Origin of the sequence: Pseudoalteromonas sp. APC 3355, from assembly GCF_030407615.1 — a bacterium.
Lineage (GTDB): Bacteria > Pseudomonadota > Gammaproteobacteria > Enterobacterales > Alteromonadaceae > Pseudoalteromonas > Pseudoalteromonas distincta.
In genome coordinates this window covers 1-17,319 of the sequence record NZ_JASDDB010000006.1, presented here as the reverse complement: position 1 = coordinate 17,319, position 17,319 = coordinate 1, and the positions used below count along the sequence as shown (strand labels likewise).

General features: G+C 39.7%; 18 protein-coding genes and 2 tRNA genes. 8 read left to right on the top strand and 12 right to left on the bottom strand.

What is annotated here, in order from left to right; all coding sequences use genetic code 11:
• Nucleotides 1-14: 14 nt before the first annotated feature.
• The 12 genes from rlmM to hemA form a co-directional block, all read right to left on the bottom strand.
• On the bottom strand, nucleotides 15-1,100 hold the full coding sequence (rlmM, locus tag QMA08_RS10875) for a 23S rRNA (cytidine(2498)-2'-O)-methyltransferase RlmM (RefSeq protein ID WP_024605425.1): 1,086 nt from the start codon (nucleotides 1,098-1,100) through the stop codon (nucleotides 15-17).
• 17 nt (nucleotides 1,101-1,117) lie between these two features.
• Nucleotides 1,118-1,486 (bottom strand): DUF423 domain-containing protein, encoded by a 369-nt coding sequence (locus QMA08_RS10870; RefSeq protein WP_024595287.1) that lies wholly within the window; start codon nucleotides 1,484-1,486, stop codon nucleotides 1,118-1,120.
• A 19-nt stretch (nucleotides 1,487-1,505) separates the two neighbouring features.
• Nucleotides 1,506-2,141, bottom strand: coding sequence for an alpha/beta family hydrolase (locus QMA08_RS10865; RefSeq protein WP_200219259.1), 636 nt, complete (start codon nucleotides 2,139-2,141; stop codon nucleotides 1,506-1,508).
• 2 nt (nucleotides 2,142-2,143) lie between these two features.
• On the bottom strand, nucleotides 2,144-3,046 hold the full coding sequence (locus QMA08_RS10860; RefSeq protein WP_002958561.1) for a transcriptional regulator GcvA: 903 nt from the start codon (nucleotides 3,044-3,046) through the stop codon (nucleotides 2,144-2,146).
• A 121-nt stretch (nucleotides 3,047-3,167) separates the two neighbouring features.
• The gene (gene kdsA / locus QMA08_RS10855) at nucleotides 3,168-4,022 is read right to left on the bottom strand and encodes a 3-deoxy-8-phosphooctulonate synthase (protein ID WP_290174500.1); all 855 of its coding nucleotides are present in this window, start codon (nucleotides 4,020-4,022) and stop codon (nucleotides 3,168-3,170) included.
• 9 nt (nucleotides 4,023-4,031) lie between these two features.
• Nucleotides 4,032-5,285, bottom strand: coding sequence for a DUF819 family protein (locus QMA08_RS10850; RefSeq protein ID WP_290174499.1), 1,254 nt, complete (start codon nucleotides 5,283-5,285; stop codon nucleotides 4,032-4,034).
• Between the two features lie 14 nt (nucleotides 5,286-5,299).
• A complete protein-coding gene (locus tag QMA08_RS10845; RefSeq protein ID WP_002958558.1) occupies nucleotides 5,300-6,127 on the bottom strand; it encodes a tetratricopeptide repeat protein in 828 nt (275 codons plus the stop codon).
• Nucleotides 6,128-6,276: 149 nt separating this feature from the next.
• Nucleotides 6,277-6,651 carry a SirB2 family protein gene (locus tag QMA08_RS10840; protein WP_024605422.1) on the bottom strand — a complete coding sequence of 125 codons (375 nt, stop codon included), beginning with the start codon at nucleotides 6,649-6,651 and terminating at the stop codon, nucleotides 6,277-6,279.
• A 29-nt stretch (nucleotides 6,652-6,680) separates the two neighbouring features.
• On the bottom strand, nucleotides 6,681-8,225 hold the full coding sequence (locus tag QMA08_RS10835) for a response regulator (RefSeq protein ID WP_188085202.1): 1,545 nt from the start codon (nucleotides 8,223-8,225) through the stop codon (nucleotides 6,681-6,683).
• A gap of 54 nt (nucleotides 8,226-8,279) precedes the next feature.
• Nucleotides 8,280-9,119, bottom strand: a complete 840-nt coding sequence (gene prmC / locus QMA08_RS10830) for a peptide chain release factor N(5)-glutamine methyltransferase (protein WP_149602955.1) — start codon at nucleotides 9,117-9,119, stop codon at nucleotides 8,280-8,282.
• A 2-nt stretch (nucleotides 9,120-9,121) separates the two neighbouring features.
• Complete coding sequence (gene prfA / locus QMA08_RS10825) at nucleotides 9,122-10,207, bottom strand: peptide chain release factor 1 (RefSeq protein ID WP_002958554.1); 1,086 nt, start codon at nucleotides 10,205-10,207, stop codon at nucleotides 9,122-9,124.
• Nucleotides 10,208-10,214: 7 nt separating this feature from the next.
• A complete protein-coding gene (gene hemA, locus QMA08_RS10820; RefSeq protein ID WP_175413900.1) occupies nucleotides 10,215-11,471 on the bottom strand; it encodes a glutamyl-tRNA reductase in 1,257 nt (418 codons plus the stop codon).
• A gap of 83 nt (nucleotides 11,472-11,554) precedes the next feature.
• Here hemA and lolB point away from each other — a divergent pair, with 83 nt between their 5' ends.
• From lolB to QMA08_RS10780, 8 genes are all read left to right on the top strand, one after another.
• Nucleotides 11,555-12,142, top strand: a complete 588-nt coding sequence (gene lolB, locus QMA08_RS10815) for a lipoprotein insertase outer membrane protein LolB (protein WP_033020640.1) — start codon at nucleotides 11,555-11,557, stop codon at nucleotides 12,140-12,142.
• Nucleotides 12,143-12,144: 2 nt separating this feature from the next.
• Nucleotides 12,145-13,002 carry a 4-(cytidine 5'-diphospho)-2-C-methyl-D-erythritol kinase gene (gene ispE / locus QMA08_RS10810; RefSeq protein WP_154903382.1) on the top strand — a complete coding sequence of 286 codons (858 nt, stop codon included), beginning with the start codon at nucleotides 12,145-12,147 and terminating at the stop codon, nucleotides 13,000-13,002.
• Nucleotides 13,003-13,090: 88 nt separating this feature from the next.
• A complete protein-coding gene (locus tag QMA08_RS10805; RefSeq protein WP_002958550.1) occupies nucleotides 13,091-14,038 on the top strand; it encodes a ribose-phosphate pyrophosphokinase in 948 nt (315 codons plus the stop codon).
• A 149-nt stretch (nucleotides 14,039-14,187) separates the two neighbouring features.
• On the top strand, nucleotides 14,188-14,799 hold the full coding sequence (locus QMA08_RS10800; protein WP_002958549.1) for a 50S ribosomal protein L25/general stress protein Ctc: 612 nt from the start codon (nucleotides 14,188-14,190) through the stop codon (nucleotides 14,797-14,799).
• 19 nt (nucleotides 14,800-14,818) lie between these two features.
• Nucleotides 14,819-15,403 carry an aminoacyl-tRNA hydrolase gene (pth, locus tag QMA08_RS10795; RefSeq protein WP_002958548.1) on the top strand — a complete coding sequence of 195 codons (585 nt, stop codon included), beginning with the start codon at nucleotides 14,819-14,821 and terminating at the stop codon, nucleotides 15,401-15,403.
• A 53-nt stretch (nucleotides 15,404-15,456) separates the two neighbouring features.
• The gene (gene ychF / locus QMA08_RS10790; RefSeq protein ID WP_002958547.1) at nucleotides 15,457-16,548 is read left to right on the top strand and encodes a redox-regulated ATPase YchF; all 1,092 of its coding nucleotides are present in this window, start codon (nucleotides 15,457-15,459) and stop codon (nucleotides 16,546-16,548) included.
• Nucleotides 16,549-17,002: 454 nt separating this feature from the next.
• Nucleotides 17,003-17,079, top strand: a tRNA-Met gene (locus QMA08_RS10785).
• Nucleotides 17,080-17,125: 46 nt separating this feature from the next.
• Nucleotides 17,126-17,210: transfer RNA gene (locus tag QMA08_RS10780), tRNA-Leu, on the top strand.
• Nucleotides 17,211-17,319: the final 109 nt, after the last annotated feature.

Below are 17,319 nucleotides of genomic sequence, written 5' to 3'. Positions count from 1 at the left end.
TTAGCCTCTACATATTAACTATACAAATTTTGTGGCACCTTAGTAACGTTTAAATGAACGGTTATTTCCTCACGATCATGATATAGATGTTTAGCTTGCAACTCGTAATTGATACCTTGTTTCTCAAGCTCTTTTCTGATCATCGAAAGACATTCATAAACACTATCAAAGCGTTTTTTCATAGGCAGCTTTAAGTTAAATATAAACTCTTTTGCGTATGCATTTACTGCCCAGTCAATCATTAGCGTAGTCACTTTGGTCGGTTTTTCCACCATATCGCATACTAACCAAGTAATATTTCTTTTTTCTGGGCGATATTTAAAACCGTCGGCTCTAAAATGTTTAACTTGCCCAGTTTGCATTAAATCGTCATTCATTGGGCCGTTATCAATCGCACTTACAAACATACCACGGCGTACAAGCTGATAAGTCCAACCACCTGGGCATGCGCCTAAATCAACACTGCGCATACCGGCAGCTACGCGTGACTCGCGTTGTTGCTCAGGTATAAATACGTTAAATGCTTCATCGAGTTTTAACGTTGAGCGACTCGGTGCATCGCTTGGCATACGAAGGCGCAAAATACCCATGAAAAATGGAGAATTATTAAAGCTATACGAGTAACCAACATAAGCCGTATTGTTAGTTAAAAACATAACATGCATTACTGGGCGATTTGCTTTTGGCTCACGCAGTACAGTATTTTGTTTTTCGAGGGCTTTTTTAAGCGGTGTTGAGATTTTTTTACAGAACGTTAAAAGCTCTTTGCCTTCGTTTGTGTCTGGCGTTTCAACGCGCAGTTCTGAGCATAATGTAAAATCTTTAGCAGCTTCAACTACTGCGCTCACACGGTCCTCTACTGGCATGTTTTCAAGTAATGTGCCGGCAAACCATTGACGTGCAAACACCATGTTTTTAAAATCAACTTTTTTGATTATTTCGTCGCTGTGATGCGCTTCAAAACATTCGTAAACAACATAACCTGTATTTGGTTTTGCTTTTACATACCCTGCAAAACCTTGCTCTGCAGCATGAAACGTTATTTCAGCAGCGGCATCGTTTTCAAAACCACTACGACAAAAAATCACAACACTAGACATATTAACCCTTAAACTCTTTAAAACTTAAATCGTGCAACTTGCACTAAAATAACAATCCAACCAATAATAAAGCACAACCCACCAAGCGGTGTTATAGGCCCAAGCCACTTCATTCCTGTTAGAGCGAGTAAATATAAACTACCACTAAAAAGTAGTGTGCCCATTATAAAAAAGCCACCAGCCCAACTCAGGTTTATGCCCCATTTAATTAAAATAGCCACCGCAATAAGTGCAAGTCCATGTACCATTTGATACTCAGCAGCCGTTTTAAAAACGCCTAATGAATACTCCGATAAGCGGCTTTTTAAACCATGGGCAGCAAATGCACCTAACATCACCGAAAGCATACAAAAAATACTACCGGTCATTAAAAATAATTTAATCATCTAACCCCCTGCTCGAGTCTTAACGTATCTCAATTTGTTGCTTAATAAATTCAACGGCACTTAACGCTGCTGTTTCTCTATTTTGCAGTTCAGTTACGCCACTTTTTTTACGTGGTTTTAATGAGTGATCGCCATCACTCAGCCAAGTAAACAAAGGCTGCTTTGGCATTTTCATAGTAAGAAGTTCTTCACGTGTACCAAATGTATCTCGCTCGCCCTGTAATACTAAAAAAGGGCAAACAATATCAGCAAAATGATCGGTGCGTAATTTTTCTGGCTTACCCGGCGGATGAAATGGATAACCAAATGCTATAACACCTGAAAGGCTTTGCTCTGAACTACATGCAAGCATTGATGCCATGCGACCGCCCATCGATTTACCACCTATAAACAACGGTAAATCTGGCTGCGCATTCGTTAGCACTCGTTCATAATAAATAAGTAACTTTGGTGCTCGCTCAGGAGGCCTGCGTTTATTAGTTTGTTTAGCGATTTGCATATATTCAAAATCAAATAAACCAACATCAACCCCCTGCTCGCTTATTAATTTTGCCATGTGCTGCATAAAGTCAGAATCGCTACCAGCACCTGCGCCATGTGCAAATATAAACTGTGCTATTGCAGGTTGCTCCGTGCTTTTAAACCATTCAATCATTATTAATACTCATGTTCTTGCTCATGCTCTACTAAGCTCAGCATCCACTCTTTAAACGAAACTATTTTACCAAGCTCTGTTTGCGACTCACGAAGCACTAAGTAATAAGCATTTTTACTTTCTAGGCTATGATTAAACGGAATTACCAAACGCCCTGCGTCTATGTCGGGTTTAGCTAATACACTATTGCCAATTGCCACACCTTGTCCATGTACCGCTGCTTGTAACACCATAGAGGAGTGGCTAAATATAGGCCCTTGATTTACCTGGATGTTACGCACGCCTGCGGTTTTCATCCACGTTTTCCAGTTTTTACGTGTAGTGTCGTGTAATAGTGTGTGATGCGCTAAATCACTAGGTTGATCAAGCGGTTTTAACCCGCTTAATAACATAGGACTACAAAGTGGTACTAAATATTCGGTATGAAGCTTGTACGCTTGTACGCCATTCCAATGACCCCTTCCATAATAAATAGCAATATCTACGTCATCAGTGAGTGAGTTTTCATCTTGGTCCTGTGCTTTTATTCGCACATCTATCTCTGGATGTAACTCATTAAACAAACTCAAACGAGGCACTAACCACTGAATAGCAAAACTAGGGGTTAGGCTTACCGTTAGTGAGCCCTTAGCGCCACGAGCTAATAGCTTTTCAGTTGCATCAATAAGCTGAGTAAAAATCTCTTTAATATCTAAAAAATAGCCTTGGCCTTCTTCAGTTAATAATAAAGAGCGGTTTTTACGTAAAAACAACTTCAGCCCTAAATGCTCTTCAAGTGTTTTTATTTGATGACTTACTGCCGCCTGCGTTACATAAAGCTCTTCAGCAGCTTTTGTAAAACTTAAATGGCGTGCAGCCGCTTCAAAAGCTTTTAATGCGTTTAATGGAGGTACCCGTCTTGACATAATAACCAAGCTTAGAATTAGTTTTTCTTATGCGTGAGATTATATACATCATATAAGTTTGTGTATATTAAAGGCATAAAAAAAGCGACCTGAGTCGCTTTTTAATAAACATCATGCTTAATTATAAATCGCTTGCACTTGTATCAAGTGGGGCAAAGCTTTTAATTAAATCATCAACCGCTTTCATTTGCGTTAAGTACCCTTCTAACTTACTAAGCGCTAGCGCACATGGGCCATCACATTTAGCTTCGTTAGGATTTGGATGCGCCTCAATAAATAAACCTGCAATACCTAGCGCCATGCCACTTCGAGCAAGCTCTGCAGCTTGTGCACGACGACCATCAGCAGAGTCAGCTCGTCCACCAGGGCGTTGTAACGCATGTGTTGCATCAAAAATAACAGGTGCCATTGCCTTCATGTCATCCATACCCAGCATATCAACCACAAGGTTGTTGTAACCAAAGCTAGAACCACGCTCACAAAGGGCTACGTTGTTATTACCAGCTTCATTAAATTTAGTAATGATATGACGCATTTCATGTGGCGCTAAAAACTGTGGTTTTTTCACATTAATAATTGCACCTGTTTTAGCCATCGCCACAACTAAATCTGTTTGACGCGCCAAAAAAGCAGGTAACTGAATTACATCAACAACTTCTGCAACAGGTGAAGCTTGATGCGGTTCATGTACGTCAGTAATCAGTGGAATTTTAAACGTGTTTTTAATTTCTTCGAATATTTTTAAACCTTCTTCCATACCTGGACCACGGTACGAGTTGATTGAAGAGCGATTAGCTTTATCAAATGAGGCCTTAAATACATAAGGAATATTTAGTTTCGTCGTAACTTCTACGTAATGCTCTGCAACACGCATAGCTAAATCGCGAGATTCTAATACGTTAATACCACCAAACAATACAAACGGTTTGTTGTTTGCTAGTTCAATTTCATTAATTTTAATAATTTGGTCTTTCATTTAAATTCCTTACGGTGCAACTGCTTGCATCATTAATCCACAAATATAAGCCATATACGTACCCACACCATAGCCCAGTACAGCTAACAGAACACCAACAGGCGCTAATGAGGGATGAAACGCTGATGCTACAACAGGTGCAGACGCTGCACCGCCCACATTAGCCTGAGAACCCACAGCCATATAAAATAACGGTGCTTTAATCAGTTTAGCCACAATTAACATAATGCTTGCATGCACTAACATCCAAATTGCGCCCACTAAAAATAGCCCGGGGTTATTGAAAATAGCGGTTACATTCATGTGTAAACCAATCGATGCAACCAAAATATATAAAAAGCTAGAAGCTACTTTTGAAGCGCCAAACGCTTCTATTTGCCTCACTTTAGTAAACGATAAGCCTATACCAATCGTTGTTGATATAACAATTAGCCAAAAGAATTTACTGTTTAAGCTGTATTCTTTTGCCCATTCATAAGTAGTGCCAAAGTACGGCCCCAAAAAGTCAGCGCAAAAGTGTGCTAAGCCAGTTATACCAAATGCAATTGCAATCAGCGTCATGTAATCATTAAGAGTTGGGATGCGTGCATGTTCTGCTTGATATTCTTCCACACGCTTTTTCAAATCTTCAATTGCGCTTGTATCAGCACCCGTCGCTGCATCAATCTTTTTATGATTTGCTGCCATTAACAATAAAACAGCCATCCAAATATTAGCGACAATTACATCGACTGTAATCATTACTGAGAATATATCACCACCAACTTCAAACATTTCTTTCATTGATGCTTGGTTAGCACCGCCGCCAATCCAGCTACCTGCAACAGTTGTCATACCGCGCCATACGGCATCTGGGCCATGCCCACCAACAATACTTGGGTCAAATGCGCTCACTACTAAAATAGCTAATGGCCCACCAATAACAATGCCTAAAGTACCCACTAAAAACATAATAAGTGCTTTAGGGCCTAAGTTAATAATCGCTTTTAAATCAATACTAATGGTAAGTAGTATTAAACAGGCAGGTAGTAAGTAGCGCGAAGCCACATAATAAACATTAGATTTATTACCATCTACAATACCAAAGGTATTTAATAACGAAGGTAAAAAGTAACACAGTAATAAAGCAGGTACGTATTTATAAAATCGTTTTAAAGCTGGACGCTCACTGTTTGAGGTTTTAAAAATAAACCCCAAAATAATAGCAAGCAAACCAAGCACAACGGCATCATTTGTAATTAATGCGCTTTGAGTTTCAACCATAATTATTCCTATTCTTAATGGTGCGTTTTATTATTATCTTCTAGTTCTTCTATTTGGTGTTGAATAATCTCTATTGCAGGATCGTCCGGACACTCATCTACAAAAAACTGTAAATCATCACGTGCCATTTTAGGGCAACCGAGCTGATTTAATAAGTAACCTCTGTCGCGTCTCTCATACGGGTCGTCGCCTATTAACTCCATTAGCATCTCTACACAGGTTAAAGCATGACCAAATTTATTTTCGCTAATGAAAGACCATTTTTGCTGAGCTAAAAATAACTTATATACTTCGTCATCAAAAATCAGTTCTAGTGGCTCTTGCTCTTGACCATCATCTTCATCTGCGTTTTCAGGGATAATATACCAACTTTGTTGTCCACTGCTTGGCTCTATTATGTAGCCTTCTTCGTCACTAATCGCCACATGTACGCCAACATCACCTTGGGTAAGACTAAGGTTCGCGTCACAGTTAGCTTGTTGTAAAAAATGACAAAGTATAATTGCCAGTGTTGTAGGTGAACCACTGCGCATAGAAAGCGTATAGCTTAATGTATTTAATTTATATTCAGGCACTTTTAGACCTGATGCACTAAATAGCCAATCACTGTAAAACATATCTAATAATTTTTCGAGGCGATCGTGCTCATCACTCACTTTTAAACACAGCGCTGAAATTTGCTGTTCAAAGTCAGTTAAAGTTTCATAACATGGTGTTAAATCTATCTGAGGGTCCCACTTTGACTCTGCTTTAATACAGCGGTAAATCGCTGGAGGTGTAAATTCATCGTAAGCATCATCAAGATAAGATTCATCGTGTTCGTCAAACCCGAGGGTAGTCATTAATACTGCAACATTTTAGAAAACGAAGGCGTAGTTTACCTAACTTTAAAGCTATATACCAATATAGAGGTGTATTTGAATATTTTCTGAGAGGGAGTTGTATTTGAGCTTTACAAAACAACTATAAAGCTCAAATAGTCAGGTATTACTTAAAGCAAAAAAGCTGATTTAGACGTCGCTAAATAACCTATCGCTAAAATAACAGCGGTATTAACTAAAACGTAAGCAACTTTAGCCGCCATTTTAGTTTGTCGGGCGCTTTTAGCCCCAATACCGATGTATATAACCACTAAAACTATTTTTTCTAATAGCCAATATTGTTCAAACGGATTAATTTTAGCCATAAATATAAGCGTAAGTGCAGACACTAATAACAAAGTATCTATACTGTGACTACCAATCATTACCGCTTTATTTTTTGCTAATTTACCACTGCCCATCCGCGAAAAAGCGCGAACATAAAATAATATTACACTTAACATCGCAATTGCCATGTGCGAGTGCTTTACTGCTAAATAATCCATATGCCCCTGTACTTCTGTTTTATAAAAATCTAATCAGGAAAACGGCTAAGAACCGCCTCTAACTCATCAAGCTTTTCGTTAAATACTTCAACCATTTTTGGTTCAAAATGTGTGCCTTTTTGAGCATTAATTTCATCAACCACATTTTGTAATGTCCAAGGCTCTTTATAACACCGTTTATGGCGAAGTGCATCGTATACATCAGCAAGTGCGACTATACGGCCAAATACATTAATTGCGTTTCCGCTTAGACCTTGTGGGTAACCAGACCCATCCCATTTTTCATGATGCTCTTTTGCAATAATTGCACCTGTACTCACAATTTCATGGGGAGAGTCTTTTAAAATAGTATAGCCTTTATCAGTATGGGTTTTCATTACTTCCCATTCTTGAGGTTCTAACTTTGCTGGTTTGTTTAAAATCGCATCAGGAATGCCCACTTTACCTACATCATGAAGAGGCGACGCCAATCTTACTAAATCTGCATCATGTTTAGATAAACCATAGCCCTCAGCTAAAATATGACAAATATGTGCTACACGTTTAACATGATTACCTGTCTCGGTTGATCGCTGCTCAACTGCTTCACTTAACCTATAAACAAGCTCTTGTTGTGTCGCTTCTATTTCAGACTGAAGCTGCACATTTTCAAAGGCAAGTTGCACATTTTGAGAAAATATTTTGATTAAATGACGCTGAGTATCCGTTAAATCCTTTGGGACACCTGATATGAACAGCATTGAGTTATGATTGTACTCACTACTGCAGTACGCAAATAAGTAATTATCTTTATAAATGATACTTTTATCATTTAGCGCCTGATGACACGCACTTAACTGCTCAGCTTGTAATACCTCATCAAGCTCTTTACCTTCACTTTTTTCAAAATCGCCAGTGCCAGAGCAAACTATTAGTTTTTTATTTATTTCATGTTCTGGGTTTTGTGCAACTAAAGTGGTGGCATACATAGCTTGATCAGCAATACCCAATAAAGATGTTAATTGCTGCATAACGCCTTCAATAAAGTGCTCTATTGAATGCGCAGAAAAAATATCACGAGACGCTATAATTATTTTCTCAAGCCCTTCGCGTGACTGCTCAATCGAAATAATATCCCGATACGAGCGTAGGCTCGACATAATAACAGTAAATAATTTTTGAGCCGTTAGCTCAGTTTTCGATTTGTAATCGTTAATATCATAATTAATAATGACTTGGCGTTCAGGTGCCTGGCCAGGTTGGCCCGTTCTTAAAATAATCCGTATATGATTATTTTTAGCTTCTTCACGAATAAACTTAGCAACCTGCAAACCAGCGTCGTCGGTTTCCATTACCACATCAAGTAGCACAATAGCGGCATCTGGATGCTCCTTTATGAGCTCTTTCGCTTCAGCACCTGAGTAGGCACTAATAAACTCTAAGCGTTTATTTTGAAACTCAAAATCACTCAGTGCTAGTTTTGTAACAGCATGAACTTCAGGTTCATCATCAACGATTAATACTTTCCAGGTACCGTGTTCAATCTCATCGATTGTTTCTTCTGGTTCATCTGAAAATAAAAAATCACCCATCATAGTCGAAATTCCTTCATGGCATTATTTAACGCACTAGTAGGCAATTATTATTCTCTAGGGCCACAGTGCAAGTGTTACACGGTCATTGTTACCAAGGTCTTTCACTGTTTTAATATTAACAAACGCCATTTTTTCAAAGAAATGACGAACAGCTTCACCTTGCTCAAAACCGTGTTCTATTAAAAGATAGCCATTAGATGACAAATAGTCACGTGATTGTGTAATTATTTGTTTAATATCAGACATTCCGCAATCATCAGCCACTAATGCCGATAAAGGCTCAAAGCGCACATCACCCTGATTTAAATGTATATCGCTACTTTCTATATAAGGAGGGTTCGTGACAATTAAATTGAATTTTTCGCCATGCAACTCACTAAACCAGTTACTTTGTTTAACATGTACATTATTAATCGCTAATCGCTGCTGGTTACGTGTAGCAAGTGCAACTGCATCGCTTACTCTATCTACTGCAGTAATTTGCCAACTAGGCATTTCACTACCCAGTGCCAACGCTATTGCACCAGTACCAGTGCCTAAATCAAGCACCTTTGCTGTAGCGGGTAGCGCTATTTCAAGTGCTTGCTCGACTAATGTTTCAGTATCTGGTCGAGGTATTAGGGTCGTTGCGTTAACTTCAAGCGATAAGCTCCAAAATTCACGCAGCCCAGTTATATGGGCTACGGGCTCACCTTTTAAACGTCTTTGGATAAATACATTAAATTGCGATTGTTGCTCATCACTAAGCACATGTTCTGGCCAAGTAAAAAGGTAACTGCGAGGTTTTTGAAGTATATGAAGAAGTAAAACTTGTGCATCTAATTTAGCACTTTCGCTGCTAGATGCTAATAAGTCAGCACCTGCAGCAATTGCTTGTTCAAGAGTGTGAGCCACAATTACTCGTCGCCCATGGCCGCAAGTAAGTCAGCTTGATGCTCTTGCATTAATGGGTCAATAATCGCACTTAAATCACCGGCTACCACTTCGTTTAAACGATAAAGTGTTAAGTTAATACGGTGATCGGTAATACGACCTTGCGGGTAGTTATAAGTACGAATACGCTCAGAACGATCGCCACTACCTACCAAGTCACGACGTTCAGAAGCTTCTGCCGCATGGCGTTTTTCATCTTCAGCTTGTTGCAGTCGAGCTGCAAGTACTGACATCGCTTTAGCGCGGTTTTTATGCTGCGAACGCTGATCCTGACACTCAACCACAACACCGGTAGGTATATGTGTAAGTCGAATAGCAGAATCAGTTTTATTTACGTGCTGACCACCTGCGCCTGATGCACGAAATGTATCAACTTTTAAATCTGCTGTATTAATTTGTATCGCTTCAGCTTCTGGTACTTCTGCCATAACCGCAACAGTACACGCTGAGGTATGAACACGACCTTGTGATTCAGTCTCTGGTACACGTTGTACGCGGTGTACGCCTGATTCAAACTTTAATTGACCGTAAACGCCTTCGCCACTGATATTTGCAATAACTTCTTTGTAACCGCCATGCTCACCTTCATTGGTGCTTACAACTTCTACTTTCCATTTTTTATTTTCTGCGTAGCGGCTGTACATACGAAATAAGTCACCAGCAAAAATAGCCGCTTCATCGCCGCCCGTCCCTGCACGTACTTCAACAAACACGTTGTTGTTATCTCGCGGATCTTTTGGCAACATTAATACTTGAATTTGATCTTCAATCACTAGTATTTGTGCTTTTGCTTCTTTATATTCTTCTTGCGCCATTTCACGCATTTCAGGGTCAGAATCTTTAAGCATTTCTTCTGCACTGGCTAAATCGTCTTGCGTTTCTTTATAGTTTAAAAACGTTTTTACAATCTCTTCAAGCTCAGAATACTCTTTTGAAAGCGCACGAAAACGGTTTTGATCACTAATGACCGACGGGTCGCTTAGCAGCGCTTGTACTTCTTCGTAACGCTCTACTAAGGTTTCTAATTTATTATAAACAGACTCTTTCATTTAACGGTTATTCCTGATCAATACCTAACATTTTTTTCAACTGGTTTAGCTGCGCCACTTCACCTTTTTTCGCTGCATCTTGTATTGCACGGGTAGGCGCGTGCATTAAGCGATTGGTTAATTTATTGGCGAGCTCTAATATAATTTTTTCTGCATCTTTACCTGTATTGAGCTGACTAACAGCACGCTCTACAAGTTCAGACTTAATTGTTTGTACATCATTTCGATAATGGCGGATTAAATCTACCGAATCGAGTGAACGCATCCACATTGCAAATTCTTTGGTGCGTTCAGTAATAATTATTTGCGCTTGCTGTGCAGCTTGCTCGCGCGCTGCCATATTCTCGCTTACAATGGTTTGTAAGTCATCAACGGAATATAAATAGGCAGCATCTAGCTCCCCAACTTGGCTTTCTATATCACGGGGAACCGCTATATCTATAAATAGCATAGGTTTGTGACGTCGCTGCTTTAGCGCTTGCTCAACCACCCCTTTACCAATAATAGGTAAAGTGCTGGCTGTAGAACTAATCACTATATCGGCTTTATGCAAACGCTCAGGCAATTGCGCCAAAGCAATCACATCTGCCGACACTTCGTCAGCTAAGTTACGAGCTCGCTCAATAGTTCTATTTGCAACAGTGATATTTTGAGGCTCATTTTGGTATAAATGTTTAGCAACCAATTCAATGGTTTCACCTGCGCCAATTAATAACACATTGGTCTTATCAAGCTTGCCATAAATATGCTTTGCCAAGTTAACTGCAGCAAACGCTACCGATACCGCACTTGCGCCAATATCGGTTTCAGTTCTAACTTGTTTCGCTACCGAAAATGTTTTTTGAAACAACCTATCAAACGTAACACCTACTGCATCGTGGTTTTTAGCACTAAAAAACGATTGCTTTATTTGCCCCAGAATTTGCGGTTCGCCCAACACTAAAGAATCCAACCCACACGCCACGCGCATTAAGTGATTAATAGCATCGTTATCTTCGTAACAATAAATGTTTTTGCTCAGTTCATGTTCATCCAAACCATGGAAACTGGCAAGCCAGCTCAACAGTGTTTGGGAATTTTGCTGAGCGAGGCTACAATAGATCTCGGTTCGATTGCAGGTAGACACAATAACCGCTTCATTAAAGTCGGCATGGCCACTTAATTGTTGCAACGCCTCTGAAATTTGCTCAGGCGAAAAAGCCACTTTTTCACGTAATTCTACGGATGCGGTTTTGTGATTTATACCTAGTGCTATTATGGTCATATTTGCCAAATATTGCTGAGCCCTACTTCAAAGGCGGTAATTTTACCAAAAATCAGCGGAATATGGAAAGTAAGGAACAACATTTGATTCGACAATATTTGATTTTATTCATGTTTTTTTTGTTTTTAGGTGGCTGTGCTCATCAAATTGATACAAAAACAACACTTTATGATGATTGGAAACCACGTTTAGCTGCTCAAAAAACTTGGCAAGTAGAAGGTAAACTTGCATTTATTAGCCCAGAAGAGCGTCAATCTGCAAACTTAAATTGGCAGCAAACAACAAATTCCAATAATTTAATACTGACTACTTTTATTGGTACTCGTATTTTGTCGCTTAAACAAACAGCTAACGGTGCTGAATTAGAGTTTGACGGTGAACAATACTTTGATACTAACGCTGCAGAGCTTTTAAAACGATTAACGGGTTTTACACTACCGGTTGATAATGCCGATAACTGGCTTAAAGGCACTATTGACGATGAAAGTTTAATTGTTGATGAGCTTGGGCGTGCAAAGCAAGTATTATGGTTTGATAATACAGGCAAAAAATGGCAAATAGATTATGGCACTTATGTACAAAACGCAGGTTACTGGTTACCTACTAAACTGACGTTAAAGCACCAACAAATAAAAATTAAAATTCAACTATACGATTGGCAGTTTAAATAAGTATGAATAACAAAACCTCTTTTTCACTTATTGCTCCGGCAAAACTCAATTTATTTTTACACATTAATGCTCGCCGAGAAGATGGCTATCATGAACTTGAAACCTTATTTACTTTTTTAAATTTTGGTGATGAGCTGCATTTTGAGTTAACAACAGATGGGAGTATTTCTGTCGGTGGTGATACTAAAGACATCCCTCTAAATGATAATCTTATCTATAAAGCGGCTTTATTATTACAAACACACTGTAAAACCTCTTTGGGTGTAAAAATAAATTTAATTAAGCGCTTGCCGATGGGGGGCGGTGTTGGAGGAGGTTCATCTGACGCAGCGAGTACTTTATTAGCCCTAAATAAGTTATGGAAATTGGCACTAAATTTAGAAACACTAGCTCAACTAGGGCTCAAGTTAGGGGCAGATGTTCCAGTGTTCATACAAGGTCAAAGCGCCATAGCGCACGGTATTGGTGAAAAACTACACCACGTAACACTTGAACAAAAATGGTACTGCGTTGTACACCCTAACCAACATGTAAGTACCGCAAAAATATTTACACATCCAGATTTAAAACGCGACACACCAAAAATAATAGGCGACTGGAAACACCATACTTTGACCAACGATTGTGAGCCTTTAGTTAAAAAGCTTTGCCCCGAGGTTGAAAAAACCCTCCAGTGGTTGCTAAAATACGCCCCGTCGAAGATGACCGGAACAGGTTCATGTTGTTTTGTCGAATTTGCTAGTCAAGTTCAAGCACAAGATGTACTTGAAAATCTCCCCCATACTTGGCAGGGTTTTGTGGCTTCAAGCGCAAATGTCTCACCTGCTCATACGGAGTTAACCGCCATATTCGATCAATGAAGTAACGTACAAGTAATCATAAGTTAACCCGCAGTGATATTTATCATTGCCCGTTAGTCCAAATATTCAGTGCCTGAGGAACCCTACCGTGCCTGACATGAAGCTCTTCGCTGGTAACGCAACACCTGAGTTAGCTCAAAAAGTTGCAAAACGTTTATATATTGAATTAGGCGATGCTGTTGTTGGCCGTTTTAGCGACGGTGAGATCAGTGTTCAAATAAATGAAAATGTTCGTGGCTCGGACGTTTTTATCTTGCAATCAACCTGTGCCCCTACAAACGATAACCTTATGGAACTTATCGTTATGGTTGATGCTCTACGTCGTGCATCTGCAGGTCGTATTACTGCCGTCATTCCTTATTTTGGTTATGCGCGCCAAGACCGTCGTGTACGTTCTGCTCGTGTTCCAATTACCGCTAAAGTTGTTGCAGATTTCTTATCAAGTGTTGGTGTTGACCGTGTTCTTACGGTTGATTTACACGCTGAACAAATCCAAGGCTTCTTTGATGTACCTGTAGATAACGTATTTGGCAGCCCTGTATTACTTGAAGATATGAAAGAACGCGACTTTGAAGACGTCGTTGTTGTATCTCCAGATATTGGTGGTGTTGTACGTGCTCGTGCAATTGCAAAACTACTAAACGATACCGATTTAGCAATCATTGATAAACGTCGCCCTCAAGCAAATGTTTCTCAAGTAATGCACATTATTGGTGACGTTGAAGGTCGTGATTGTATTATCGTAGATGATATGATTGATACCGGTGGTACATTGTGTAAAGCCGCAGAAGCACTTAAAGAACATGGCGCTAAGCGTGTATTTGCATACGCAACGCACCCTATCCTTTCAGGTAAAGCAGCCGAAAACTTACGTGACTCAATGATTGATGAAGTAATTGTAACTGACTCAATTCCGCTATCTGATGAGCTTAAAGCCCTTGATAAAGTTAAGGTACTTACGCTTGCTGACATGTTAGCAGAGACTATTCGTCGTATTAGTAACGAAGAATCTATCTCAGCGATGTTTGAACACTAAAATTAAACATTCCTGAATATAAAAGCGCCTTTTGGCGCTTTTTTTGTAAGCGATGTTTATTTTATCTGGGCGTGGTGGTATGATAGCGCGCCTTTTGGCTAGGGACCTTGGTCGCAAAGGCCCTACACATTTAAATAACTGGAGACATCATGTCTAACAAAACTTATACGTATAACGCTGAACTTCGCGTAGAAACTGGTACTGGTGCGAGCCGCCGCCTACGTCGCGAAGACAAAGTTCCTGCAATCCTTTACGGAGCTGATAAAGAAGCTTTATCTCTTACTTTTGCTCATAAAGATATGATCAAAGCTCAAGAAGACGAAGGTTTCTACACGCATATCCTTACGCTTAACGTTGATGGCGAAGCTGTTGAAGTAATCTTAAAAGATATCCAACGTCACCCATTCAAGCCTAAGCTTACTCACCTTGATTTCCAACGTGTAGATGCTACTCATAAATTTCAAACTAAAGTTCCTCTACACTTCATCGGTGAAGAGATTGTAACTAAAGCTGGCGCAACTGTTGTTCACCAGTTAACTGAAGTTGAAATTACGTGTCTTCCAAAAGCACTTCCAGAATTCATTGAAGTAGATGTTTCTAAGTTTGTTGTTGGCGATTCAGTTCATATCTCTGACCTAACTTTCCCTAAAGGCGTTAGCTCTGTAGATTTAGCTAAAGGCGAAGGCCATGATCAGTCTATCCTGACTATCAAAGCAAACAAAGCAGCTCCAGTTGAAGACGACGCTGCAGCAGCAGAATAATATTTAAGGTCTCGCAACCTTGAATTCTATTCAAATGCTTGTGGGCCTGGCTAATCCAGGCCCCGAATACGCAAACACACGCCACAATGCAGGTGCTTGGTTCATCGAGCAAATCGCTGCACGCTATAACTGCACTCTAAAACACGATCCTAAATATCACGGCCTTACAGGCAAAGTGATCATTCAAGGCCAAGAATTCAAATTATTGATCCCCACTACTTACATGAATTTAAGTGGTAAAGCGGTCAGTAGTTTAGCTAATTTTTTCAAAATCCCTGTCGAGGACATTTTAGTTGCCCATGACGAATTGGATTTAGACCCAGGCGTTGCCAAATTAAAAAAAGGTGGCGGGCATGGCGGTCATAATGGTTTAAAAGACATTATTGCAAAAATGGCAAATCAAAAAGACTTTATGCGCTTGCGCATTGGTGTAGGTCATCCGGGGCATCGTGAAATGGTAACTGGTTGGGTGCTTGGAAAAGCGGCCAAAGAAGACCAAGAAAAAATGGATGCTGCTGTTGATGAAGCAGTTCGTTGCATGGAAATACTTGCAAAAGATGGTGTGTTAAAAGCACAAAACAGACTACATTCGTTTAAACCCTAGTAACTTGGGTCCAAGTACACCGTTTAAACGAATTCTAAACAAGGTATCTTACTATGGGTTTTAAATGTGGCATCGTTGGCTTGCCTAACGTAGGTAAATCAACGCTTTTCAATGCACTAACTAAAGCGGGTATTGAAGCCGCTAACTTTCCTTTTTGTACCATTGAGCCTAATACAGGTGTGGTACCTGTGCCAGATCCTCGTCTAGACGAACTTGCTAAAATTGTTAATCCTCAACGAGTTCTTACCACTAGTATGGAATTTGTAGACATTGCTGGCTTAGTAAAAGGCGCATCTAAAGGTGAAGGCCTTGGTAACCAGTTTTTAGCTAACATTCGTGAAACCGATGCAATTGGCCACGTAGTTCGCTGTTTTGAAGATGAAAACATCATTCACGTAGCAGGCACTATTGACCCTGCTGACGATATTGACGTAATCAACACTGAGTTAGTACTTGCTGATATGGATAGCGCTGAAAAAGCCCTTTTCCGTAACGCAAAAAAAGCAAAAGGTGGTGATAAAGACGCCAAAGAGCAAAATGCAGTACTTGAAAAAGTAAAAGTGCATCTTGATGAAGGCTTAACTTTACGCGCTTTAGCATTAACTAAAGAAGAAAAAGCAGCAATCAGCTCTATCAACTTCTTAACTATTAAACCAACTATGTATATTGCAAACGTTGCTGAAGATGGTTTTGAAAATAATCCATACCTTGACCGTGTACGCGCTATTGCTGCAGCAGAAGATGCGATTGTTGTTCCTGTATGTGCTGCTATCGAATCTGAGCTTTCAGAATTAGATGACGAAGACAAGCTTGAGTTTATGGCTGATCTTGGCTTAGAAGAGCCCGGCCTTAATCTTGTTATTCGTGGTGGTTATGAATTACTACAATTACAAACTTATTTCACTGCGGGTGTTAAAGAAGTGCGTGCATGGACAATCCCTGTAGGTGCAACAGCGCCACAAGCAGCGGGTAAAATCCATACCGACTTCGAGCGTGGCTTTATTCGTGCGCAAACGATTGCTTTTGACGACTTTGTTGCCTTTAAAGGTGAAAGCGGCGCAAAAGAAGCAGGTAAGATGCGTCAAGAAGGTAAAGAGTACATTGTTAAAGACGGCGATGTAATGAACTTCTTGTTCAACGTATAAGTTAAATGAAACCAAATTAGTATTGGTAATAATTTTAAAGGCTCGTTTTTACGAGCCTTTTTTGTACCTCCAACGTTATAAACTTATAAAATTGATATAGCCCCAACCTAAATGCCTACGTTTAATTTAAAAAACACACTCCGCAGAAGATCAAACCTCAATAATAAGTACCTCTTAAACAAATTAATGTTAAGATTTAACCAGAGCGTAATAATTTGTTGAATAATCAAACAGCTTCAAACTATTGGTTTTTGCTTTTTTTATTTAGCGACAAATTTTGTATGTGGATTGCACTCAAAAAATCATCATTTTTATTAAAATTTAGCCGCTTAGCTTAATTTTCCTGCAAACAAACACAGTTAAGTGTTTTTTTGCAAAAAAGGTGTTGACGAATTTGGGTCATATCAGCATAATACGCCCCGCACTCAGCGATGAAGTGCTAACAAAAAAAGATGGCTAAGTAGCTCAGCTGGTTAGAGCACATCACTCATAATGATGGGGTCACAGGTTCAAATCCCGTCTTAGCCACCATATTTTTTTGTTGCTCAATGAAGAGTTTAAAATAACTACCTTGTGTGCGGGAGTGGCGGAATTGGTAGACGCGCTGGATTTAGGTTCCAGTATCTTAGGATGTGAGAGTTCAAGTCTCTCCTTCCGCACCATAATTCTTGATAAGAATTAAAACTATCAATTGTTATTGTTGGGATATCGCCAAGCGGTAAGGCACCAGGTTTTGATCCTGGCATTCCCAGGTTCAAATCCTGGTATCCC